This window comes from Mesorhizobium sp. L48C026A00 (genome assembly GCF_000502375.1).
In the GTDB taxonomy this organism is placed as follows: domain Bacteria; phylum Pseudomonadota; class Alphaproteobacteria; order Rhizobiales; family Rhizobiaceae; genus Mesorhizobium; species Mesorhizobium muleiense.
In genome coordinates, this window is the sequence record NZ_AYWU01000017.1 from 14,485 (window position 1) to 35,933 (window position 21,449).

19 protein-coding genes are annotated in these 21,449 nt (G+C 63.5%); 10 read left to right on the plus strand and 9 right to left on the minus strand.

Translation table 11 applies throughout. The features are described 5' to 3' along the window. Positions 1-47: 47 nt before the first annotated feature. The gene (gene recJ, locus X738_RS66310; protein ID WP_023801040.1) at positions 48-1,832 is read left to right on the plus strand and encodes a single-stranded-DNA-specific exonuclease RecJ; all 1,785 of its coding nucleotides are present in this window, start codon (positions 48-50) and stop codon (positions 1,830-1,832) included. A gap of 44 nt (positions 1,833-1,876) precedes the next feature. On the opposite strand, the gene X738_RS66315 is transcribed toward recJ, so the two are convergent. The 3 genes from X738_RS66315 to folE form a co-directional block, all read right to left on the minus strand. Then, positions 1,877-2,845, minus strand: a complete 969-nt coding sequence (locus tag X738_RS66315; protein ID WP_023801041.1) for a patatin family protein — start codon at positions 2,843-2,845, stop codon at positions 1,877-1,879. 84 nt (positions 2,846-2,929) lie between these two features. Next, positions 2,930-3,400 (minus strand): phosphoribosyl-AMP cyclohydrolase, encoded by a 471-nt coding sequence (gene hisI / locus X738_RS66320; protein ID WP_023801042.1) that lies wholly within the window; start codon positions 3,398-3,400, stop codon positions 2,930-2,932. A 138-nt stretch (positions 3,401-3,538) separates the two neighbouring features. Continuing rightward, a complete protein-coding gene (gene folE, locus X738_RS66325) occupies positions 3,539-4,174 on the minus strand; it encodes a GTP cyclohydrolase I FolE (RefSeq protein ID WP_023801043.1) in 636 nt (211 codons plus the stop codon). 241 nt (positions 4,175-4,415) lie between these two features. On the opposite strand from folE, the gene X738_RS66330 reads away from it, so the two are divergent. The 5 genes from X738_RS66330 to X738_RS66350 all read left to right on the plus strand — a co-directional run bounded on the left by X738_RS66330 (position 4,416) and on the right by X738_RS66350 (position 9,393). Next, a complete protein-coding gene (locus X738_RS66330; protein WP_023801044.1) occupies positions 4,416-4,862 on the plus strand; it encodes an iron-sulfur cluster assembly scaffold protein in 447 nt (148 codons plus the stop codon). A gap of 7 nt (positions 4,863-4,869) precedes the next feature. Continuing rightward, positions 4,870-5,247 carry a membrane protein insertion efficiency factor YidD gene (gene yidD, locus X738_RS66335; RefSeq protein ID WP_023801045.1) on the plus strand — a complete coding sequence of 126 codons (378 nt, stop codon included), beginning with the start codon at positions 4,870-4,872 and terminating at the stop codon, positions 5,245-5,247. A gap of 124 nt (positions 5,248-5,371) precedes the next feature. Then, a complete protein-coding gene (gene blaOXA / locus X738_RS66340) occupies positions 5,372-6,196 on the plus strand; it encodes a class D beta-lactamase (RefSeq protein ID WP_023801046.1) in 825 nt (274 codons plus the stop codon). A 166-nt stretch (positions 6,197-6,362) separates the two neighbouring features. Next, positions 6,363-8,339 carry a threonine--tRNA ligase gene (thrS, locus tag X738_RS66345; RefSeq protein ID WP_023801048.1) on the plus strand — a complete coding sequence of 659 codons (1,977 nt, stop codon included), beginning with the start codon at positions 6,363-6,365 and terminating at the stop codon, positions 8,337-8,339. A 115-nt stretch (positions 8,340-8,454) separates the two neighbouring features. Next, entirely contained in the window at positions 8,455-9,393 is a 939-nt protein-coding gene (locus X738_RS66350) for a lysophospholipid acyltransferase family protein (protein WP_023801049.1), read from the plus strand. 48 nt (positions 9,394-9,441) lie between these two features. Here X738_RS66350 and X738_RS66355 read toward each other — a convergent pair whose 3' ends face one another. Then, complete coding sequence (locus X738_RS66355; RefSeq protein ID WP_023801050.1) at positions 9,442-10,407, minus strand: hypothetical protein; 966 nt, start codon at positions 10,405-10,407, stop codon at positions 9,442-9,444. 156 nt (positions 10,408-10,563) lie between these two features. Here X738_RS66355 and X738_RS66360 point away from each other — a divergent pair, with 156 nt between their 5' ends. Next, a complete protein-coding gene (locus X738_RS66360; RefSeq protein ID WP_023801051.1) occupies positions 10,564-11,148 on the plus strand; it encodes a nitroreductase family protein in 585 nt (194 codons plus the stop codon). Further along, positions 11,149-11,757, plus strand: coding sequence for a flavin reductase family protein (locus X738_RS66365; protein ID WP_023801052.1), 609 nt, complete (start codon positions 11,149-11,151; stop codon positions 11,755-11,757). A gap of 14 nt (positions 11,758-11,771) precedes the next feature. On the opposite strand, the gene X738_RS66370 is transcribed toward X738_RS66365, so the two are convergent. Continuing rightward, positions 11,772-12,653 (minus strand): HpcH/HpaI aldolase/citrate lyase family protein, encoded by an 882-nt coding sequence (locus X738_RS66370; RefSeq protein ID WP_023801053.1) that lies wholly within the window; start codon positions 12,651-12,653, stop codon positions 11,772-11,774. Positions 12,654-12,656: 3 nt separating this feature from the next. Next, positions 12,657-13,133: a MaoC family dehydratase gene (locus X738_RS66375; RefSeq protein WP_353682514.1), complete on the minus strand. Its 477-nt coding sequence runs from the start codon at positions 13,131-13,133 to the stop codon at positions 12,657-12,659. 214 nt (positions 13,134-13,347) lie between these two features. Between X738_RS66375 and X738_RS66380 the strand changes: the two genes are divergently transcribed. Next, complete coding sequence (locus tag X738_RS66380) at positions 13,348-14,469, plus strand: DUF2336 domain-containing protein (protein ID WP_023801055.1); 1,122 nt, start codon at positions 13,348-13,350, stop codon at positions 14,467-14,469. A 231-nt stretch (positions 14,470-14,700) separates the two neighbouring features. On the opposite strand, the gene parE is transcribed toward X738_RS66380, so the two are convergent. Beyond that, positions 14,701-16,752: a DNA topoisomerase IV subunit B gene (parE, locus tag X738_RS66385; protein ID WP_023801056.1), complete on the minus strand. Its 2,052-nt coding sequence runs from the start codon at positions 16,750-16,752 to the stop codon at positions 14,701-14,703. 267 nt (positions 16,753-17,019) lie between these two features. Between parE and X738_RS66390 the strand changes: the two genes are divergently transcribed. Further along, the gene (locus X738_RS66390) at positions 17,020-18,189 is read left to right on the plus strand and encodes a GGDEF domain-containing protein (protein WP_023801057.1); all 1,170 of its coding nucleotides are present in this window, start codon (positions 17,020-17,022) and stop codon (positions 18,187-18,189) included. A gap of 63 nt (positions 18,190-18,252) precedes the next feature. Here the strand turns inward: X738_RS66390 and gcvP are convergent, their stop codons facing one another. Further along, on the minus strand, positions 18,253-21,063 hold the full coding sequence (gcvP, locus tag X738_RS66395) for an aminomethyl-transferring glycine dehydrogenase (RefSeq protein ID WP_023801058.1): 2,811 nt from the start codon (positions 21,061-21,063) through the stop codon (positions 18,253-18,255). A 17-nt stretch (positions 21,064-21,080) separates the two neighbouring features. After that, positions 21,081-21,449 (minus strand): glycine cleavage system protein GcvH, encoded by a 369-nt coding sequence (gene gcvH, locus X738_RS66400; RefSeq protein ID WP_023801059.1) that lies wholly within the window; start codon positions 21,447-21,449, stop codon positions 21,081-21,083.

A 21,449-nucleotide genomic window follows, 5' to 3' on the forward strand; every position in this document is an offset into this window, starting at 1 on the left:
GGCCGTCGCATATTGTGAGCAATGATAATCCGCAGACGGCGCGTCGCATGACGGGCGAAAACCGTATCTTCCTCGATGTCAGGCAGTCGGCATCAGGTGTTTCCTGGGAACACCGGTTGACCGAGCGGCAGGACATGACCGCGCTTGCCATAGCGCAAGGCTATGGCGTGCCGGACATCGTTGCGCGCGTGCTTGCCGGGCGCGGCGTGACCGCCGAGCAGACCGAGCGGTTCCTGGATCCGACCATCCGCGATCTTTTGCCGGACCCGGCGTCGCTGACCGACATGGACAAGGCCGCCGCCCGCATCGCCGGGGCAGTCGTTGCCAGGGAAAAGGTGGCCATCTTCGGCGACTACGATGTCGACGGCGCCGCCTCGTCGGCACTGCTCAAGCGGTTCCTCACGCATTTCTCGGTGCCTGCGGAGATCTACATACCGGACCGTATCTTCGAAGGGTACGGCCCCAATCCGGAAGCGATGCGCGAACTCGTCTCGCGCGGCGCGACGCTGATCGTCACCGTCGATTGCGGTACCAACAGCGCCGTATCCATCGACGCGGCGAACGCTGCCGGCGCCGATGTCGTGGTGCTCGACCACCACCAGCTCGGCGGTCCGTTGCCGGCAGCGGTTGCGGTCGTCAATCCCAATCGCGAGGACGACCTTTCGGGGCAGGGCCATCTTTGTGCCGCCGGCGTCGTCTTCCTGGCGCTGGTGCAGACGGCGAGGATCCTGCGCGGCCGGTTGCCCGATGCCGCACCGCCGGACCTGCTCGGCTTGCTCGACCTCGTTGCGCTGGCCACCGTTTGCGACGTGGTGCCGCTGACCGGCGTCAACCGCGCCTTCGTGGTCAAGGGACTGCAGATCGCACGCCAGCAGAGGAACGAAGGATTGGCGGCGTTGGCGCGGGTCTCGCGCATCGGCGAGCCGGTCAGCACCTTTCATCTGGCCTATCTGATCGGCCCGCGCATCAATGCCGGTGGGCGCATCGGCGACGCAGCACTCGGCAGCCGCCTGCTCGCCACCGACGATCCCGTCGAGGCCCGCACCATCGCCGAGACGCTGGACCGGCTCAATCAGGAGCGGCAGCAGATGGAACTGGAAATGCTGGCCGCGGCACGGGTCGAGGCCGATGCCGAGCTTGCCGGCGGCAATGGCCCGGCCATCGTCGTCACCGCCAGCTCCAACTGGCATCCGGGCATCGTCGGCCTGCTGGCCTCGCGGCTCAAGGACCATGCGCGCCGGCCGGCTTTCGCCATCGCCTTCAACGCCAATGGTGTCGGCACCGGGTCCGGCCGTTCGGTGTCGGGCTTTGATCTTGGCCGGCTGGTGCGCGAGGCGGCCATTGCCGGGCTGATCGTCAAGGGCGGCGGCCATGGCATGGCGGCCGGCATCACGGTGGAGCGGGCGAAACTTGGCGCGCTCAGGGCCTTCTTCGAGGAACGAGCGGCGGCCGAGGTGTTCCGGCTGCAAGGCGAGGAAAGCCTGGCGATCGACGGCGCGCTGGCCGCCGAAGGCGCGACGCTTGGCCTGCTCGATGCACTGGAGAAAGCCGGCCCGTTCGGCGCCGGGCATGTCGCACCGGTCTTCGCGCTGCCGCGCCATCGCCTTGCCGATGCGAGGCCGGTCGGCACCAATCACATCCGCGCCGAGTTGCAGTCGGAAAGCGGCGGCCGCATCCAGGCGATCGCGTTTCGCGCCGTCGATACGGCGCTCGGCGAATTCCTGTTCAAGAACAGGGGCAAGCCGGTGCATGTCGCCGGTTCGCTGTCGGGCAATCACTGGAACGGCAACCGCACGGTGCAGTTCCGCATCGTCGATGCGGCGCGCGCCTGAGGATAGCTTCCGTTTTCTGCGCGGACCTCAGTTCGGGTCGCGCTTCAGGCGAGAACCGCCTGCAGGCGGGCCAACTCGTCGATCTGCGCCATCGTCACCTGATAGCCGATGCGGATCGCCTCGTCGGCGCGATGGAATTCGGTCAGGCCGATATGGCTGAGTTTTGGCTGCAGCGACATATCAGGCGGGTCGCCGGCAAGACGCGCCCGCGAAATGCGATCCTGGATGATGTTGAAGGCTTCGACCATAACTCCGGTGATCCCGAGCCGTGTCTGGTACTGGTGCCCTGTGTCGATCAGGCCGGGCCGTGGCGCGTCCTTCTCGACGACCAGTTCGCCGGCGCTGTGCTTGATGACGGCGGCGCGGCCGAACAGATCGTAGTGAAGGTTCACCGCGACCACGAGCGGCTGCTCGTAGGCGCGGCAGACCGAGACCGGGACCGGATTGACCAGCGCACCGTCGACCAGCACGCGACCGTTGCAACTGACCGGTTCGAATACGCCGGGCAGGGCGTAGGAGGCGCGCATGGCGGTGATCAGCGAGCCGCCCGACAGCCAGATTTCATGGCCGGTGCGGATCTCCGTGGTGACGCAGACGAAAGGTTTTGGCAGATCCTCGAAACGGATGCCGGCCATGTGCTCGCGCAGCCGTGCATCGAGCTTCATGCCGCCGAACAGTCCGCTGCCGCGCAGGTTGAGATCGAGAAGACCAAAAATGCGCCGCTTGGTCAGGCTTCTGGCGAATTCTTCCAGCTCATCCAGCTTGCCGGCAAGGTAGCAGCCGCCGACCAGCGCGCCGATCGAGGTGCCGGCGATCATCGACACTTCGATGCCGGCTTCGTCGAGCGCGCGCAGCACGCCGATATGGGCCCAGCCACGCGCGCAGCCGCCGCCCAGCGCCAGCGAAATGCCTGTTTTCCTGGCGGGGCTCTTTTCGGATGCACCGGCGGACGATGACAGGCCATTCGCCTCCCGAACGTCTGGTCTGTTATGCAATGACGCCCATTCGAGCATCACAATCTCCCTTGTCCCGCGGCTAAATTATCGGCAGGCCGTATCGAAATCATGAATATACGTGATTGCAGTTCGGCGAATGGTTCAAATAGATGGTTCATGAGGCTTTCGATACGTTTCTTGCGTATCGAACAGCGGCTTGCTGCCATCGTTGGCAAGCGTCCCCTTGCCGTCGATCAGTCCCACCGTCCGATAAAAGCAGGAACGCCGGCCGGTGTGGCAGGTTGCGTCGTGGCCCATCACTTTGACGCGCAACCATATTGCGTCCTGGTCACAATCCGTGAGCATCTCGACGATTTTCTGGACATTCCCGGACGTTTCGCCCTTCTTCCACAGAGCGCTGCGCGAGCGCGACCAGTAGTGGGCAATGCCGGTTTCCAGCGTCAGCGCCAGCGCCTCGGCGTTCATATGCGCGACCATCAGCAGCATGCCGTCTTCGGCATCGGTGACGACGACGGTGACCAGGCCGCCGGCATCGAAGCGCGGCGAAAAGACCGTGCTTTCTTCCAGTGCTTTCTTGTCTGATGGAGCTTTCGGAAATTCCACTGCCGACATCGCCGGTCCTTGTTCAGAGCCTCGCCGAGCACGATCGGATCGGAACGGGCGAGGCTCTGTCTTGTTGTTTGGCCATGATCTGATCCGAGAACCGGTTCTCATTTCTCGCGACCATGGCTGGCGGCCGGCGAGGCTCGTTCAGCCCCTGCCGCCGCGCACCATGGTGACGAAACGGACCTGTTCCTCGGGCGTGTCCTTGAAGACGCCGGTGAAGGTCGAGGTCAGCGTCGTGGAGCCTTCCTTGCGGATGCCGCGCATGGCCATGCACATATGCTCGGCTTCGAGCATGACGGCGACGCCGCGCGGATTGAGCACATCCTGGATGACGCCGGCGATCTGTGCGGTCATCGCTTCCTGGGTCTGCAGGCGCTGGGCAAAGATATCGACCACGCGGGCGATCTTGGACAGGCCGACGACCTTGCCGTCCGGCAGATAACCGACATGCGCCTTGCCGATGATCGGCACCATGTGGTGCTCGCAATGCGAATGGAACGTTATATCCTTGACGAGAACAAGATCGTCATAGCCGGCGACCTCCTCGAAGGTGCGGCCGAGTTCTTCGGCCGGGCATTTGTCGTAACCGCCGAACATTTCGCGATAGGCCTTCACCACACGCTTTGGCGTATCGACCAGGCCCTCCCGGTCCGGATTGTCGCCGGTCCAGCGCAACAGCGTGCGAACCGCGGCCTCGGCTTCGGCTTCGGTCGGCCGATCGGTGACCGGCTTTTCCATATAGGCGGAAGGGGGCATGAATTTCTTGATGACGGCATCCATAAAGGCGTCTCCCGTAGTTCCCCTCTCAGGAGGAACGAGTTGAACGGACCACGACCTTTCGGGTGTTAGAAACGTGCCCTGTTTCCAGCCCGTAAGCGGCGTGAAGTGAATTGAGCAGGGACGCGGTCGTTGGGTCGCCTTGTCCATACCCGAGTACCAGCATTATATATGATCGTTGCGAGCGAAAGGAAGGCCGTCTGCGGCAATCGCTGTTCGCTCGGCGGCGACGGATTGGAAAAATATGATCGACGACGTCTACAATGCGAAAATTCTGGGATTTGCCGGGAATATCGCGCGGATCGGCCGGCTCGACCATCCCGATGCAACCGCGCGCGCGCATTCCAAGCTGTGCGGCTCGACGGTGACCGTCGATCTGAAGATGGATGACGGCATCGTCACCGATTTCGCCCATGACGTCAAAGCCTGCGCGCTTGGCCAGGCGTCGTCCTCGATCATGGCGCAGCATGTCGTCGGCGCCAGCGCGGATGAATTGCGCAGCGTTCGCGAGACGATGCTGAAGATGCTGAAGGAAAACGGCGCGCCGCCACAAGGCCGCTTCGCCGATCTCAGATATCTCGAGCCGGTGCGTGACTACAAGGCGCGCCATGCCTCGACCATGCTGACCTTCGATGCGGTGGTCGACGCGATCGGCCAGATCGAGAAGAAGCGCGCCGAACAGGCGGCGTAGCCGTCAAATGGCGACGGATCACACGCATCAGAGGCCGCGATATACACGCAACTGGCCGGGCCCCTGGCGCAAGACGCCCGGCCGAATCCTCGGCACCTCACTCGTGCGCTTCTACCAGCTGACGCTGTCCGGCTTTGTCGGCAATTCCTGTCGGCATTTGCCGACCTGTTCCGAATACGCGCACGAAGCGATCGCCCGCCATGGGCTATGGGCCGGCGGCTGGCTGGGTTTTTTCCGCGTGCTGCGCTGCGGGCCGGGCGGAACGCATGGCATCGACCGGGTGCCGGAGGTGCTGGCCGAGCGCTATGTCTGGTTCACACCCTGGCGGTATTGGCGGATCGGGAAAAAGCGCAGTGATCCGGAAACTGATGCCGGTGGGGCGTAAGCTCTGCAACCAGAGCAGGATCTTTACGATTTGCTAGGGTTAACCGCACGTTGCGCATTTAAGACAAAATCGAGACAAGACGCCTCGCTAAGCCGCTCCTGATAGCCATCAGGAGAGATTGCCAATGCGCCAGATAGACCGCCGTCCATTCGTTTTCGCCTTGGTTATCTACCTTCTGGCCTGGCTTTTTGGTTTTCCGATCCGCGCACAATCGGCGCCGCTGGGGGAGGTCGAATGCACGCTGATCCTGGATGCTGCAAGCGGTGAAACGCTGTATCGGGACGGGGTCTGCGACCAGCGCTTCAGTCCCGCCTCGACTTTCAAGGTCCCCTTGGCCCTGATCGGCTATGACGCGGGAATCCTGAGCGACGAGCACACGCCGGCCTGGGACTACAAGCCCGAGTTCAAGGCGGCAAAGCGGGATCAGAAAACCGTCGACCCGACGATCTGGGAAAAAGACTCGGTGCTGTGGTTTTCGCAGGAAATCACCCGCCGGCTCGGCAACGAGCGGTTTGCCGGCTATGTCTCGAAATTCGACTACGGCAACACCGATGTTGCCGGCACTCCCGGCAGGAATGATGGCCTCACCCGGTCCTGGGTGAATTCTTCCCTTGAGATATCGCCGGTCGAACAGGTGAATTTCATGCGCCGGCTGCTTGCCGGCGAACTGCCGGTTTCGGCCAAAGCCCACGCGATGACCAAAGCGATCTTGCCGACCTTCCGGTCAGGTGGCTGGACGGTGCAGGGCAAGACCGGGACCACCAGGCTTGGCGAAAGCGCCGACAAGCGCTCGCTCGGCTGGTTTGTCGGCTGGGCGAACAAGGATGCGCGCAGCATCGTCTTTGCCCGCCTGGTAATCGATACGAAACGTTCCGATACGCCGAAGGGGCCTCAGGCGCGGACGATGTTCCTGAAAGAGCTGTCGAATCTCGTCGACAGGAGCAAGTGATTGGCCATTCGCCTTTACGGCACGAAAATCTGCCCATAAAAGACTGCCGCCGGACGCATCCGGCTTTTTACTTTATGCATGTCGTCGGCCAAAAACCGCTGCACACTTTTGGGCGACATGCATTTCACCACCCGCGCTCGTTTGCGGGACTGGATAGGAGAATTTTATGCTGAATTCCGTTTCCCTGACATTTCCCGATGGCTCCGTCCGCGACTACGAAGCGGCGATGACCGGCGCCGGCCTGGCGGAATCGATCTCGAAGTCGCTGGCCAGGAAGGCGGTCGCCTACTCGATCGATGGCGTGCTGCGCGATCTTTCCGACCCGCTCGGCAAGTCCGGCAAGGTCGAGATCATCACCCGCGAAGACCCGCGCGCACTGGAGCTCATCCGCCATGACGCAGCGCACGTGCTGGCCGAAGCCGTGCAGGAATTGTGGCCGGGCACGCAGGTGACCATCGGCCCGGTGATCGAGAACGGATTCTACTATGATTTTGCCCGCAACGAGCCGTTCACGCCCGATGATTTCCCGGTGATCGAGAAGAAGATGCGCGAGATCATCGCGCGCAACAAGCCGTTCACCAAAGAGGTGTGGTCGCGCGAGAAGGCGAAAAAGATCTTTGCCGACAAGGGCGAGCGCTACAAGCTGGAACTGATCGACGCCATTCCCGAAGATCAGGACCTCAAGATCTATGCTCAGGGCGATTGGTTCGACCTCTGCCGCGGCCCGCATATGGTCTCGACCGGACAGATCGGCAGCGCCTTCAAGCTGATGAAGGTGGCCGGCGCCTATTGGCGCGGCGATTCGAGCAACCCGATGCTGACCCGCATCTATGGCACGGCCTGGGCCGATCAGGCGCAGCTCGATGCCTATCAGACCATGCTGGAGGAAGCCGAAAAGCGCGACCACAGGAAGCTCGGCCGCGAGATGGACCTGTTCCATTTCCAGGAGGAGGGGCCGGGCGTCGTCTTTTGGCATGCCAAGGGCTGGAGACTGTTCCAGAACCTGGTCAACTACATGCGCCGCCGCCTCGACGAGCAGGGCTATCAGGAAGTCAACGCGCCGCAAGTGCTCGACAAGAGTCTGTGGGAGACGTCAGGTCACTGGGGCTGGTACCGGGACAATATGTTCAAGGTGACGGTTGCCGGCGACGACACCGACGACGACCGGATGTTTGCACTGAAGCCGATGAACTGCCCCGGCCACGTTCAGATCTTCAAGCACGGTCTGAAGTCCTACCGCGATCTGCCGGTAAAACTTGCGGAATTCGGCAATGTGCATCGCTATGAGCCGTCCGGCGCGCTGCATGGGCTGATGCGCGTGCGCGGCTTTACCCAGGACGATGCCCACATCTTCTGCACCGAGGAACAGCTCGCCGACGAGTGCATCAAGATCAACGACCTGATCCTGTCGACCTATGCCGATTTCGGCTTCGACGAAATCACCGTCAAGCTGGCGACGCGTCCCGAAAAACGGGTCGGCACCGACGCTATGTGGGATCATGCCGAGGGCGTGCTGCAGGACGTGCTCGACAAGATCGCAGCGCGGTCGGGCAACCGGATCAAGACCGGCGTCAATCCGGGCGAGGGCACGTTCTACGGGCCAAAATTCGAATATGTGCTGAAGGACGCCATCGGCCGCGATTGGCAATGCGGGACCACGCAGGTCGATTTCAACCTGCCGGAACGGTTCGGCGCCTTCTACATCGGCTCGGATTCGGAAAAAAAGCAGCCGGTGATGGTGCATCGCGCCATCTGCGGTTCGATGGAGCGCTTCCTCGGCATCCTGATCGAGAACTATTCCGGCCATTTCCCGCTGTGGTTCGCGCCGCTGCAAGTGGTGGTTGCAACGATCACCTCCGATGCCGACGACTACGCGCAAAAGGTCGTCGCGCAGCTGAAGGCGGCCGGACTGTTGGCGGAAGCCGATCTTCGCAACGAGAAGATCAACTACAAGGTCCGCGAGCACAGCCTGGCCAAGGTTCCGGTCATCCTCGTCTGCGGCAAGCGCGAGGCGGAGGAAGAGACGGTCAACATCCGCCGGCTCGGCTCGCGCGACCAGGAGTCGCTTGGCCTTGGCCAGGCAGTGGCAATGCTTGCCGAAGAGGCGGTGACGCCCGACCGCAAGCGCAAACGAGCGGCCTGAGTTCAGCCGGATTGTCGATGAAATGGCGGTGGAGCGATCCACCGCCATTCACATGCACGCCATTCACATGCCCGCCATTTCACACGGTTGTCACGCCGGCCTTGTAACGAGCCTCATGCTCAAGCTGAAGATGCGCGAAAGACCGTTTCCCGAGCTTTCCTATGCCAGCCCGCATCAGCCGGCATTGACGCGCTGGTTCATCCACTCCATCGAAGGCCTGTCCGGCCGCGATCGCTTCGCGGCGCTCTATGACTTTTGGCGCCGCCATGTGGTGCCGACCGGCGAGCGCGTGTTCAGCCGCATGCTGGAGCTGATCGATGTCAGGGTGCGGACCACCGGCCAATGGCCGCCGGAAAAATTGCCCGACACGCCGCTGGTGATCGTCGCCAACCACCCGTTCGGCATCGGCGACGGCGTTGCGGTGCTGTCGCTGGCCGAGCAGCTTCAGCGCCCGTTCCGTGTCATGATCCACAAGGATCTGCTCAAGATCCGCGAGATGGAGCCCTATTCGCTGCCGATCGACTTTTCCGAGACCAAGGACGCGCTCAGGAACAACATGGCGGTGCGCCATGAGGCGGTGCGGCTGCTGAAAGACGGCGTCATCATCGTCGTCTTCCCCGCGGGCGGCGTCGCCACCGCGCCGAAAGGTTTTGGCAGGGCGCGCGACCTGCCGTGGAAGATGTTTCCTGCCCGTCTCATTAGGGATGCCAAGGCGTCGGTTGTCCCAATGCACTTTTTCGGCCAGAATGGGCGGCTGTTCCACCTGGTCAGCGGACCCATGAACCTGGCCGAGCGTGACGGGCGCGTGGCGAAGTTCGTCGGCAGGGCTTCGCTGACGCTGCGCATTTCGCTGCTCATCCACGAATTCGCGCGGCTGTCCGGCAAATCGATCGACGTGCGCGTCGGCGACGTGCTGGGATGGGACGAACTGGAGCAGGTGCGCGACCGCAAGGCTTTGCTCGAGCGGCTTTACCGGGCTGTCTTCGATCTGGCTCCGGCGGAACCGCGCGGCCGCGGCCAGTTTCTGCCGCAACGCATGCGTAACGCCGCTTGATCGGCAATCATACGCTGCTGGACCGGTTCCCGCACAGGGTTCGGACGTCTAGTCCGCGCCTTCCTGAGGATCGATCGCCGAGGCCTCCGTGGCCAAAACCTGGATTTCCTGGTTCTGCCCGGCCACGACCGTAAAATCTTTCTGGTAGATGCGGTCGCGGTTCTTGGCGATGATTGTGTAGTCGCCCTCGGCAAGCACCATCGAAGCAAAGGCGCCGACGGTTTCCTGGATGGGATCGCCGGATTCGTTGAGCAACGACCAGGAGGTGTCGGCGATCGCCTCTCCGCCCGGCTCGCGCACCAGCTTCATGGTCATCTCCGCCGCACGATGCTCGACGGCTGCTTCGGTCAGCTTGCCGGCCTCGACGCGGATGTCTGAGCGGATGACCGCATTCACCGAGCCATAAGTCGAGACGACGTGATAGACGCCCGCGTTCAGCCGCACGACGCTGTTCGGCTCGACGTCGGGTATGATCAGGGCGCGATCGTGATTGGCCTCGGCCTGGCCTTCATAGATCGAAAAACGCAATTTCTTCGGCGGTATGCGCACCCCGCCTGACAGCACGGCGTCAAGCTTGAGTCCGCCGGCATCGAGCACGAGGCTTTCGCGCTTGGCGTCCTTGCCGACGGTGATGCGCTTGGTGGCTCCGGCCCGGCCGTAAGAGGCGTGGACCAGATAGCTGCCGGGCTCGAGCTGGAACACCGCGCTGCCGCCATGGGCGGAAGCGACCATCGGCAGCTTGCCGTCGCCGGTGGCGTCAGGCTTGAAGACGCGCCAGACGATGCCGCGTGTGATGTCGGCGCCCTTGTCGGTCAATTGCGCCGACAGCGTGATCGCCCCGCTGCTCGCCGCTGCCAGCGGTGCCTCGCTTTTTGGGGGCGCATAGTTCGACATTCCGGGAAGTTTCAGATCACCGAGGCCGTCCGCATCCTGCGCGACGGCAAGCGAAACCGGCACCATCAACAGTGCGGCTGCGAGCCAGATCGGGAAAAGTCGCGATGTCCCCTCAAACATGGCTTGCGTTGAAGCCCAAGGCGGTGGCAATTTCAAGGCTCAAAAGTCCGATCAGCTTCTACTGGAGGGCTCTTTGTGCGGCGCACCGCGCCAAGCCCGAGCCGCCCGATGCCCCGATGGTGCGCTTCAGCTCAAATTCCAAGGAGACTTGCGCCCATGGCGTCGCCGATCATCGACTTTCTGCTGACCCGAAATTCCGCGCCGATCCCGGAGTTGAAGGAACCGGCGCCCAGCGACGCTGACATCGCGACGATGATTGCCGCCGCCTCGCGGGTGCCGGACCACGGCCGGCTCGAGCCGTGGCGCTTCATCCTCTACCGGGGCGAGGCGCGCGTCGAGATCGGCAAGAAGCTGGCGGCCCTTGCCGCACAGCGCGAAGGGCCGCTCCCGGAAAGCCGCCATAACCAGGAACTGGCGCGCTTTTCGCGCGCGCCTTTGGTGATCGGCGTGGTGTCAAGCCCGAAGGAAAACCCAAAAATCCCGCAATGGGAGATGTTCCTGTCCGGCGGCATGGCGGCGATGAACCTGATGCTATCAGCCAATGCGCTGGGCTATGGCACCAACATGATCAGCAACTGGTATTCCGACGTGCCGGAGGGCAGGGCGATCCTGGGGCTGGCGCCGCATGAGCGGGTGGTCGGCTTCATCCATATCGGCTCCTATCAGGGGCCGGCGCCCGAGCGGCCGCGGCCGGATCCGGCAAAGCTCTATGGCGATTATGCAGGGCCATGGGTGGGCTGAATGTTCTACGAGCCGTCTAAAGGCCACGGGCTGCCGCATGACCCGTCCAAGGCGATCGTGGCGCCACGGCCGATCGGCTGGATCTCGACGGTGAACAAGGCCGGCGAGGTCAACCTCGCCCCCTATTCCTTCTTCAATGCGTTTTCGACACGGCCCTTCATCGTCTGGTTTTCGTCCGAAGGCGAGAAGGACAGCGCCACCTTCGCCGAAGAAACGGGCGAGTTCGTCGCCAATCTCGTCAGCCGCGATCTCGCTGAAAAAATGGTCCGCACCGCGGTCGATGCGCCGCGTGGCGTCACCGAATTCGACTATGCCGATCTCGCCATGGCGCCGTCGCGGCTGGTTGCGCCACCCCGCGTTGCGGCAGCGCCCGCGGCGCTTGAATGCCGAGTGACGGAGATCCTGCGGCCAAAGGCGCTGGACGGGACACCGACCAGCGCCATCGTCGTCGCCGGCGAAGTCGTCGGGGTGCATATCGACGATGCCTTCCTGAAAGACGGCATCTTCGACATCCTCAGGGCGGGCAATGTCGGCCGTCTCGGCTATATGGATTATGCCAGCGTCAGCGAGATCTTCTCGATGCGCCGGCCTCATTGGGGAAAAGGTTAGGGCCGGGGAAAAGATCAGGCCGAAATCCCCGCCGCCCTGGCGCGTGCCAGAAGCCGCTCGGCCAGCTTGAGATGCGGCCGGTCGTACATCTTGCCGCCGATGCCGACGACGCCGGGATTTCCAGCCGCCTCGAATGCCTCGACGATCGCCAGGGAGTGTTTCACCGCCTCGGCCGACGGCGTGAAGGCGGCGTTGATGACCGGCACTTGCGCCGGATGGATCGCCATCTTGCCGGTGAAGCCGTCGCGCTCTGCCTCGGCGCATTCCGCCGCGAAGCCGGCCATGTCACGAAAGTTCGGAAAAACCGTGTCGATCGCCGCGACTTCCGCGGCACCGGCGGCGAGGATGGTCATGGTGCGGGCGAAGCGGAACACATCGGTGTAGCGGCCATTCTCGTCGCGGGCCGTGCGCGCACCGATTGCTGCCGATAAATCTTCCGCACCCCAGGTCACGCCGACAAGCCGCGCACTTGCCTTGGCGTAGGTCGCAGCCGCCAGCACGCCGGCAGCTGTTTCGGTGATGATCGGCAGGATTTTTAACGCACCGTCCGGCACCCCGCTTTCGGCCTCGTGCACCCTGAGCTTGGCCGAGAGCTGCTGGACATCCTGTCCGCTGTTCGACTTCGGCAGCATGATGCCGTCGGGTTTCACCGCAACCAGTGCCGCCAGATCGTCATCCGCCAGGCCGGTCGAGAGATCGTTGATGCGGACATAGATCGCGGATCTGGTCTGATGCCTGTGTCCGGTGATGAAGCGTGCGGCGATATCGCGGGCCAGGGTTTTGTTTTGCGGCGCGACCGAATCCTCGAGATCGACGATGACCACGTCGGCGCCGGCGCCAATCGCCTTTTCCAGCTTCTTTTCCGAATCGCCGGGAACGAACAGAAGCGAGCGCATCGGTCAGGCTGCTTTCTTCATCATCATCGCCTGCCTCGTGCATTTGGCGACGAGCAAGTCGTTCTGGTTGTAGGCGCGGTGCTCGAATTCGACGATGCCGCGGTCCGGCTTCGACCTGGAGTCGCGCACCGACACCACCGTCGTCTCGACGCGGATGGTGTCGCCGTGGAAGACCGGATGCGGAAATACCGTCTCCTTCATGCCGAGATTGGCGATGGTGGTGCCGACGGTGATGTCGTTCACCGAAATACCGATCATCAGGCCTAGCGTGAACAGCGAATTGACCAGCGGCTTGCCCCATTCACTCTTGGCGGCGAAGTCGAAATCGATGTGCAGCGGCTGCGGGTTCAGCGTCATCACCGAAAACAGCATGTTGTCGCTTTCAGTGACGGTTTTCCGCAGCGTATGCCGGAAGACATGGCCGACGACGAACTCTTCCAGATAAAGCCCGGCCATGGTCGATCTCCTCCGCTGCCGCATCGGTCCGAAAATCGGAATCGATTTTTCGGAAAGCACGATGCGAAGATTCAAAGTGTTAGCGTACTTTCCGCAACCGCGCACGTCGCTAGGCGCTCGCAAGCCAGTTAAGGAACATGTGCCAGTTAACAAACATGGTGAACCGTTCGTAAACCATTTCTGCCTAGGGTCTTCACTGGGGCGGGAACGGACTCGGGCTAGGGGCACGGCGGACGGCATGGTTGTTTCGCATTTCCTGAAATGGATTCATACGGCAAGGGTCTCTGAGCGCGCCGCGGCAGCGAGCGCATTGGCTCGCGCCTATATCAATGCCGAGCTGCCTTTCGAGGATCGCTGCGCGGCGGAGGCGGCGCTGACGCTGCTGCTCGACGATGCCTCGTCGAAAGTGCGGCTGGCGATTGCAGAGGCGCTGTCGATGAGCCATCACGCGCCGCTGCAGATCATCAGTGCGCTGGCGTCAGATCAACCGGAAGTTGCAAGCCTGGTGCTGGCACGTTCGCCGATGCTTACCGATGCCGATCTGATCGACCGCGTTGCCGGCGGCCACAAGGCGATCCAGAAACTGATCGCGGATCGTGCGCGCATCTCCATGGCGCTCGCAGCGGCAATCGCCGAAATCGGCGAGCCGGAAGCCTGCGCCACGCTTCTCGCCAACAGCGGCGCGGACATCGCTTCGCTCAGCTTCCGCCGTATCGCCGAACGCCATGGCCATCTGCCTTCGCTGCGCGAAGCGCTGATATCGGATGCGCGCCTGCCCGCCGACTGCCGGCATATGCTGCTGATAAAACTTGGTGAAACGCTCAAGGGTTCGCCGCTGGTGCTGGCGCTGATGGGCCGTGCCAGAACCGAGCGCGTCATGCGCGACGCCTGCGTCAAGGCTTCGATGACGCTGATCGAAGGCACGCGCCGGGAAGAACATGCGGCGCTCATCGAGCACCTGCGCCTGCGCGGCGACCTGACCGCAAGCTTCATCATTCGCACCATTGCGCACGGCAAGGTCGATTTCGTCGGCTCAGTGCTGGTCGCGCTCAGCCAGCAGTCCGAACAACGGGTGAGGGCGCTGCTGGCAGGCGGGCACGACGTGGCGCTGCAGGCGCTGCTGCGCAGCGCCGGCCTGGCCGCGGCAACGCACGCCATCATCCTGCGCGCGCTGAAGATCTGGCGCGAGGTCGCCAATGGCAAGCGCCTCGCCGGCGTCCAGGAAGTCAGCTGGCTGATGCTGAAGGAATTGGGCGGGCAGTCCGCCGAAGGCGATCTCGCCGGGCTGGTCAAATCGATCCACCTCGATGCGCTGCGCGAAAACGCGCGCGGCCACGCGCTGGCGATCGCGGCGGCTTAGCGTCGGCAACCAGAGTTTGCACCGTGGCGATAGCGCGGTCTTGCCTTCTCCCCTTGTGGGGCCCGAAGGGCGGGCGAGGCCCGTGACTCGCCCCGGGCGGTGGATCGGCGCGCAGCGCCGAGACGGTTGAGGGGTGCTGGCCGGAGTGCCGGCGGTGCCAAGCCGGAACACCCCTCATCCGACCTCGCTTCGCGAGGCCACCTTCTCCCACAAGGGGAGAAGGGGGAACGCTCAGATATCCAGCACTTCCGTCTCGGCGAATTCCGCGCGTTCCTGGATGAAGCGGAAGCGGGCTTCCGGCTTGGTGCCCATCAGCGCGTCGACTGCATCCTTGGTCGCCGCCTCGGCGTCGATCACGTCGACCCTGAGCAGCGTGCGCTTTCTCGGGTCCATGGTGGTCTCCTTGAGCTGGGCGGCCATCATTTCGCCCAACCCCTTGAAGCGGCCGATTTCGACCTTGCCGCGCCCGGTGAACTCGGTGCGCAGCAGTTCGTCCTTGTGCGCATCGTCGCGGGCATAGGCGACCTTGCCGCCTTGGCGGATCGAGTAGAGCGGCGGCACCGCCAGGTAGAGATGGCCGTCGCGGACCAGGCTCGGCATCTCCTGATAGAAGAAGGTGATCAGCAGAGAAGCGATATGGGCGCCGTCGACGTCGGCGTCGGTCATGATGATGACCCGGTCGTAGCGCAGATCCTGATCGCGGTATTTTGACCGCGTGCCACAGCCAAGCGCCTGGATCAGGTCGGAAATCTGCTGGTTGCCGGCAAGCTTGTCGTTGCCGGCGCTGGCGACGTTGAGGATTTTGCCGCGCAGCGGCAGCACCGCCTGGCTGGCGCGATCGCGCGCCTGTTTCGCCGAGCCGCCGGCCGAATCGCCCTCGACGATGAAAAGCTCGGCGCCGGCCGCGGCATTCTGCGTGCAGTCGGCGAGCTTGCCGGGCAGCCGCAGCTTGCGCACCGCGCTCTTGCGCGAGACTTCCTTTTCCTGGCGGCGGCGCACCCGCTCGTCAGCACGTGCGATCACCCATTCGAGCAGCTTCGAAGCTTCCTGCGGGTTGTCGGCCAGCCAGTGATCGAAGGGGTCGCGGATCGCGGCCTCGACGATCCTGATCGCCTCGATCGTCGCCAGCCGGTCCTTGGTCTGGCCGACGAATTCCGGCTCGCGGATGAACACCGACAGCATGCCCGCCGCCGAGATCATGACGTCTTCCGAGGTGACGATCGAAGCACGCTTGTTGCCGACCAGCTCGGCATAGGCGCGCAGGCCGCGCGTCAAGACGTTGCGGAAGCCGGCCTCATGGGTGCCGCCTTCGCCGGTCGGAATGGTGTTGCAGTAGGAATTGAGGAACCCGTCGCCGCCGAACCAGGTCACCGCCCATTCGAGCGAGCCGTGGCCGCCTTGCCTGTCGCTTTTGCCGGCAAAGATTTCGCGGGTGACCTGGAATTCGTCGCCGAGCGAGGCTTTCAGATAGTCCTTGAGGCCACCGGGAAAATGGAACTCGGCCTTGGCCGGCGTCGTGTCCTTCTCCTTGATCAGCGACGGGTCGCAAGTCCAGCGGATCTCGACGCCGCCGAACAGATAGGCCTTCGAGCGCGTCATCCGATAGAGCCGCGCCGGCTCGAAAGCAGCACCCTTGCCGAAGATCTGCTCGTCGGGATGGAAGCGTATCCTGGTGCCGCGGCGGTTATGCACCTCGCCGAGCTGCTCCAGGCCGGTCACCGGAACGCCGCGCGAAAAGCGCTGGCGATAGAGCTGGCGGCCGCGCGCGACCTCGACCTCGAGATGGTCCGACAGCGCGTTGACGACGGAGACGCCGACGCCGTGCAGGCCGCCCGAGGTTTCGTAGACCTTGCTGTCGAACTTGCCGCCCGAATGCAGCGTCGTCATGATGACCTCGAGCGCCGGCTTCTTGAATTTCGGATGCGGATCGACCGGAATGCCGCGGCCATTGTCGGTCACCGCCAGATATCCGTCGGCCGAAAGCTCGACATCGATGAAAGTCGCGTGGCCGGCGACCGCCTCGTCCATCGAATTGTCGATGACCTCGGCGAACAGATGGTGCATCGCCTTGTCGTCGGTGCCGCCGATATACATGCCGGGCCGCCGCCGCACCGGCTCCAGTCCTTCCAGAACCTCGATGTCGGCGGCACTGTAGCTCTCGCTGCCGTCGCGGGATGCCGGGCGCTTCGCCGCCTGCACCAGCGGATCGGCCGGGCGCGCGGTGGCGCGAACCGGTTGCGGCTGCTTGTCCAGATTGCCGAAAAGATCGTTGCTGTCGTTCATGCTGGTCCTGGATTGCGATGCTGCGAATCACCACCCGATACTGCCACGCTTTTTGCGGGCAGGCGACGGAGGTTCCCGTTACGTTCGAGGATAGAGCCTCTTACTGCAAAACCATCCGACAACCAAGCGGCGGAAATGGGCCGAGGGCATCGACGCTTTGTAAACCTTGTCCGAAGGTTACGCCGGAAGGTTGGCCGAAAAAGGGTATTCGCGGATTGCTGCTGACCTAGAATGCGGCAGAACCCGTGAAGAGGCTGTCGCTTACGCATGTTGGATTACAGTTCGCTCCTGCTTGCGGCAGCGCTGTCGGGCACGTGCCTCAGCATCACCACGTTTGCGATCTGGTGCACCGCGCCACAGGCACGCTTTGTGCTGACGGTGGCGTGCGGCATTCTCGTGCTCGTCGCACATGTGGTCTTGTTCTGGCACTATGCCAGGCATCCCAGCCCCTGGCTTTGCCAGATTGTACTTGCGCTTCTCAGCCTGGGCCTTCTGACCCTCTGCCTGTCGGCCATGCAGTATCTCGGCGTCCGCGACTACAGGCGCGCCATCCTGCCGACCCTGGCTGCGATGGCGGTTTGCGCAGGTGCGACGTCGCTGGGCTTTGACGGCGTCGGCTTCATCGTCACCTACGCGACGGTAACGGCGCTGCTCTCGCTTATCGGGGTGATGTTCTGGATCAAAGGTGGTCATGATCGCCGGATATTGCTGGTCGTTTCGTTCCTGAGCGGCGTCTGTGCGCTGTCCTTCGGACTTTGCGGCGCGGTCCTGCTGGTCAAGGGCCAATGGGTGCTCGGCGTTGCGCCCGACAACTGGGCCGAACGGTTGAATTCCGCCGTGGCGGTCGCCTGCATGACGGGGCTCGGCGCATTGACGCTCTCCCTGCACCATTTGCAGGCGCAGATCGAACTGAAGGCCGAGACCATGACCGACCCATTGACCGGGCTGATGAACCGGCGGGCGTTGACGGCATTCTACGGTGAGCGGGTTTTCGGGCCATTCATGTCCGTCGCCATGTTCGACCTCGACCATTTCAAGAAGACGAACGATGTGTTCGGTCATCCGGTCGGCGATCAGGTTCTGCGCCGCTTCGCCGCTGTCATCAGAAAATACTCCAGGACCGGCGTCGACGCCTTCCGGCTGGGCGGCGAGGAATTCGTCCTCGTCATGTCGCGGATGACTGAAGAGAAAGCTTATGACATTGCGAGCAAGATCAGCGTCGCCTTCGGCACGGAAGTCGTCGCCACCCAGCTTGGTCCCTTGCGCAGCACAGTCAGTGGCGGCATCGGCTTTGGCGCGACGGATGGCACCAGTCTCGACAATGTGCTGGCCGAAGCCGACGCCGCACTCTATGCGGCAAAGCGCGCCGGGCGAAATCGCGTCGTCGCCCAGAACAAGGCGAGCAAGGCCGACGCGCCGGCCTTGCGTTCTGCCTGATTGAGGCTTCTATCTTGTTAGACCATGATCCGAAAACCGGATTCCACTTTTCGGGATCGTGGTCTACTCCGCCGCCCCCAGATACTCCGACAGCGGCGGGCAGGAGCAGACGAGGTTGCGGTCGCCGGCGACATTGTCGATGCGCGACACCGGTGGCCAGTATTTGGCTGATGTGTCGGCATCGCCGGCCGGGTAGGCCGCCTCCAGGCGCGAATAGGGATGGGTCCACTGGCCGGCCAGCGCCTCGGCAGCGGTATGCGGCGCATTGACCAGCGGATTGTCGGCCAGGGGCCATTCGCCTTTCGCCACCTTGGCTGCCTCGCCCGATATCGCGATCATCGCCTCGCAGAAGCGATCGAGCTCGCGCTTGGGCTCGGACTCGGTCGGCTCGACCATCAAGGTGCCGGCGACCGGAAACGACATGGTCGGCGCATGGAAACCATAATCGATCAGCCGCTTGGCGATATCGTCGACGCTGATGCCGGAGTTCTCCTTGAGCACCCGGGTGTCGAGGATGCACTCATGGGCGATGCGATCGTGCCTGCCCTTGTAGAGCAGCGGGAAGTGCGGTGCGAGCCGCGTCGCCACATAGTTGGCGGAAACGATCGCGGTCTCGGTGGCCTGCTTGAGGCCGGAAGCACCCATCATGCGGATATACATCCAGGTGATCGGCAGGATTGACGCGCTGCCGAACGGTGCAGCTGACACGGCATGGCCCGAGCCTTCGCTGACGTGGCCGGGCAGATACGGTTGCAGATGCGCCTTGACGCCGATCGGGCCGACGCCGGGACCGCCGCCGCCATGCGGGATGCAGAAGGTCTTGTGCAGGTTCATGTGGCAGACATCGGCGCCGATGTCGCCCGGGCGGGCGAGACCGACCAGCGCGTTGAGATTGGCGCCGTCGAAATAGACCTGGCCGCCATGCTCGTGAATGAGGGCGCAGAGGTGGCGCGCGCCTTCTTCGTATACGCCATGCGTCGAGGGATAGGTGAACATAAGCGCGGCGAGATTCTTGGAATGCTCATTGGCTTTGGCACTCATATCGTCCAAATCGATATTACCATCCTCGGTGCAGCGCACGACTACGACGCTCATGCCGGCCATCGCCGCACTCGCCGGATTGGTGCCATGCGCCGATGACGGGATCAGGCAGACCGTGCGGTGGCCTTCGCCGCGCGAGCGGTGATAGCCGCGAATGGCGAGCAGCCCGGCATACTCGCCCTGGCTGCCGGCATTGGGCTGCAAGGTCACCGCGTCAAAGCCGGTGATTTCCGCCAGCCAGGCTTCCAGCTCGTCGATCATGGTGCGGTAGCCGGCCGAATGGCTTGCCGGGGCGAAGGGATGCAAATTGGCGATATCAGGCCAGCTCACCGGCATCATCTCGGCGGCGGCGTTGAGCTTCATCGTGCAGGAGCCGAGCGGGATCATGGCGCGGTCGAGCGCCAGGTCCTTGTCGGCCAGCCGGCGCAGGAAGCGCATCATGTCGGTTTCCGAGTGGTTTTCGCGGAAGACAGGCTGCGTGAGAAACGCCTTGCCGCGCGGCTGTCCGGGCATGGTGCTGCCGACGGCTGGGCCCGGCTTGGCGCCGAACAGCGCCGCGATCGCCTCCAGATCGGCATCGGTCGAGGTCTCGTCGAAGCTGATGCCGATGCGGTCGGCGTCGACGACGCGCAGCAATCGGCCGGTCTTTTCGGCTGCGGCGCCAATCACCCCGGCTCTGCCTTTCACTTCCACCGTCACGGTGTCGAAGCGGCTGGCGCCAAGCACCGAAACGCCTGCTGCCTTGAGACCGGCCGCCAGCCGGTTGGCCAATGCATGGATTCGGCCGGCAATCGCCTGCAGCCCGGCAGGGCCGTGCCAGATCGCATAGGCGGTCGCCATGTTGGCGAGCAGCGCCTGCGCGGTGCAGATGTTGGAAGTCGCCTTGTCGCGACGGATATGCTGTTCACGCGTCTGCAAGGCGAGACGATAGCCGGGCCGGCCCTTGCTGTCGGTCGACTGGCCGACAAGGCGGCCGGGCATCAGCCGTGTCAGCCTGTCGGATACGGCGCAATAGGCGGCGTGTGGCCCGCCAAAGCCCATCGGCACGCCGAAGCGCTGCATCGGGCCGACGGCGATGTCGGCGCCAAGCGCAGCCGGCGCGTCGGTCAGCGTAAGGCCGAGCGGATCGGCAATGAAGACGACCAGCGCGCCAGCGGCGCGGGCCTGCTCGATTGCCGCCCTGTGGTCGCCATAGGCGCCAAACGTATCGGGCCAGGAAACCAGCAGAGCGGCGGTGTTGTCGTCGATCGTGTCGCCGTCGACCTCGATGCCGAGCGGTTCGGCGCGGGTGCGCACGACGTCAAGCGTCTGCGGATGCGGCGTGCCGGCCAACGCCACCTTGGTCCGCTTGTCGCGGTGGTGGCGTAACGCGATGCCGACTGCTTCGGCCACCGCCGTCGCCTCGTCGAGCAACGAGGCCGACGCCACCGGCAGCCCGGTCAGTTCGGTGACCAAGGTCTGGAAATTGAACAGCATTTCGAGCCGGCCCTGGCTGATCTCTGCCTGGTAGGGCGTGTAAGCCGTATACCAGGCCGGATTCTCGAACAGGTTGCGCTGGATGACCGGCGGCACGTGAACGCCGTGGTAGCCGGCGCCGATGAAGCTTTTCAAAACCGTATTTTTCGCCATTGTCGCTGAAAGCTCGGCCAGCGCCTCGGCTTCGCTCGCCGGAGCCGGCAAGGCCAGCGGCCGGTCGAGCCGGATCGATTTCGGCACCGCCTGGCTGATCAGCGTCTCGACCGAGGGAACGCCGATCGTCGCCAGCATGGCTCTGACATCATTGAGGCCAGGGCCGATATGGCGGGCCGAGAAGGGGTAGGGTGCTGCGGTCATCTTCCTGTCCTGCTCTCTCAACCAATATGGGCTTTGTAGGCGGCCTCATCCAGGAGACCTTCGAGTTGGCTTTCATCGGCCAGCTTCATCTTCCACAGCCAGCCGTCGCTGGTCGCCGCCGAATTGACCAGGGACGGATCAGACGAAAGCGCGGTGTTGGCCTCGGTGATCTCGCCGTCGGCCGGCGCATAGACGTCCGATGCCGCCTTGACCGATTCGACCACGACTGCGGTGTCGCCCTTGGCCAGCTTTTTCCCACGCTCCGGCAATTCGACGAAGACGAGATCGCCGAGCTGTTCCTGCGCGTAGTCGGTGATGCCGATGGTGGCGATACCGCCTTCGACGCGGAGCCATTCGTGATCTTCGGTGAAATAGGTCTTTGCCAT

Bases quoted from the DNA above. Each gene is read 5' to 3' on its own strand.
- gcvP (WP_023801058.1), bottom strand. From the start codon at position 21,063: ATGACCGCAGCACCCTACCCCTTCTCGGCCCGCCATATCGGCCCTGGC.
- folE (WP_023801043.1), bottom strand. From the start codon at position 4,174: ATGGATGCCGTCATCAAGAAATTCATGCCCCCTTCCGCCTATATGGAA.
- X738_RS66390 (WP_023801057.1), top strand. From the start codon at position 17,020: ATGTTGGATTACAGTTCGCTCCTGCTTGCGGCAGCGCTGTCGGGCACG.
- parE (WP_023801056.1), bottom strand. From the start codon at position 16,752: ATGAACGACAGCAACGATCTTTTCGGCAATCTGGACAAGCAGCCGCAA.
- yidD (WP_023801045.1), top strand. From the start codon at position 4,870: ATGGCGACGGATCACACGCATCAGAGGCCGCGATATACACGCAACTGG.
- X738_RS66370 (WP_023801053.1), bottom strand. From the start codon at position 12,653: ATGCGCTCGCTTCTGTTCGTTCCCGGCGATTCGGAAAAGAAGCTGGAA.
- thrS (WP_023801048.1), top strand. From the start codon at position 6,363: ATGCTGAATTCCGTTTCCCTGACATTTCCCGATGGCTCCGTCCGCGAC.
- X738_RS66380 (WP_023801055.1), top strand. From the start codon at position 13,348: ATGGTTGTTTCGCATTTCCTGAAATGGATTCATACGGCAAGGGTCTCT.
- gcvH (WP_023801059.1), bottom strand. From the start codon at position 21,449: ATGGCAAAGACCTATTTCACCGAAGATCACGAATGGCTCCGCGTCGAA.
- X738_RS66365 (WP_023801052.1), top strand. From the start codon at position 11,149: ATGTTCTACGAGCCGTCTAAAGGCCACGGGCTGCCGCATGACCCGTCC.
- X738_RS66315 (WP_023801041.1), bottom strand. From the start codon at position 2,845: ATGCTCGAATGGGCGTCATTGCATAACAGACCAGACGTTCGGGAGGCG.
- recJ (WP_023801040.1), top strand. From the start codon at position 48: ATGACGGGCGAAAACCGTATCTTCCTCGATGTCAGGCAGTCGGCATCA.
- hisI (WP_023801042.1), bottom strand. From the start codon at position 3,400: ATGTCGGCAGTGGAATTTCCGAAAGCTCCATCAGACAAGAAAGCACTG.
- X738_RS66360 (WP_023801051.1), top strand. From the start codon at position 10,564: ATGGCGTCGCCGATCATCGACTTTCTGCTGACCCGAAATTCCGCGCCG.
- X738_RS66375 (WP_353682514.1), bottom strand. From the start codon at position 13,133: ATGCGGCAGCGGAGGAGATCGACCATGGCCGGGCTTTATCTGGAAGAG.
- X738_RS66355 (WP_023801050.1), bottom strand. From the start codon at position 10,407: ATGTTTGAGGGGACATCGCGACTTTTCCCGATCTGGCTCGCAGCCGCA.
- X738_RS66350 (WP_023801049.1), top strand. From the start codon at position 8,455: ATGCTCAAGCTGAAGATGCGCGAAAGACCGTTTCCCGAGCTTTCCTAT.
- X738_RS66330 (WP_023801044.1), top strand. From the start codon at position 4,416: ATGATCGACGACGTCTACAATGCGAAAATTCTGGGATTTGCCGGGAAT.
- blaOXA (WP_023801046.1), top strand. From the start codon at position 5,372: ATGCGCCAGATAGACCGCCGTCCATTCGTTTTCGCCTTGGTTATCTAC.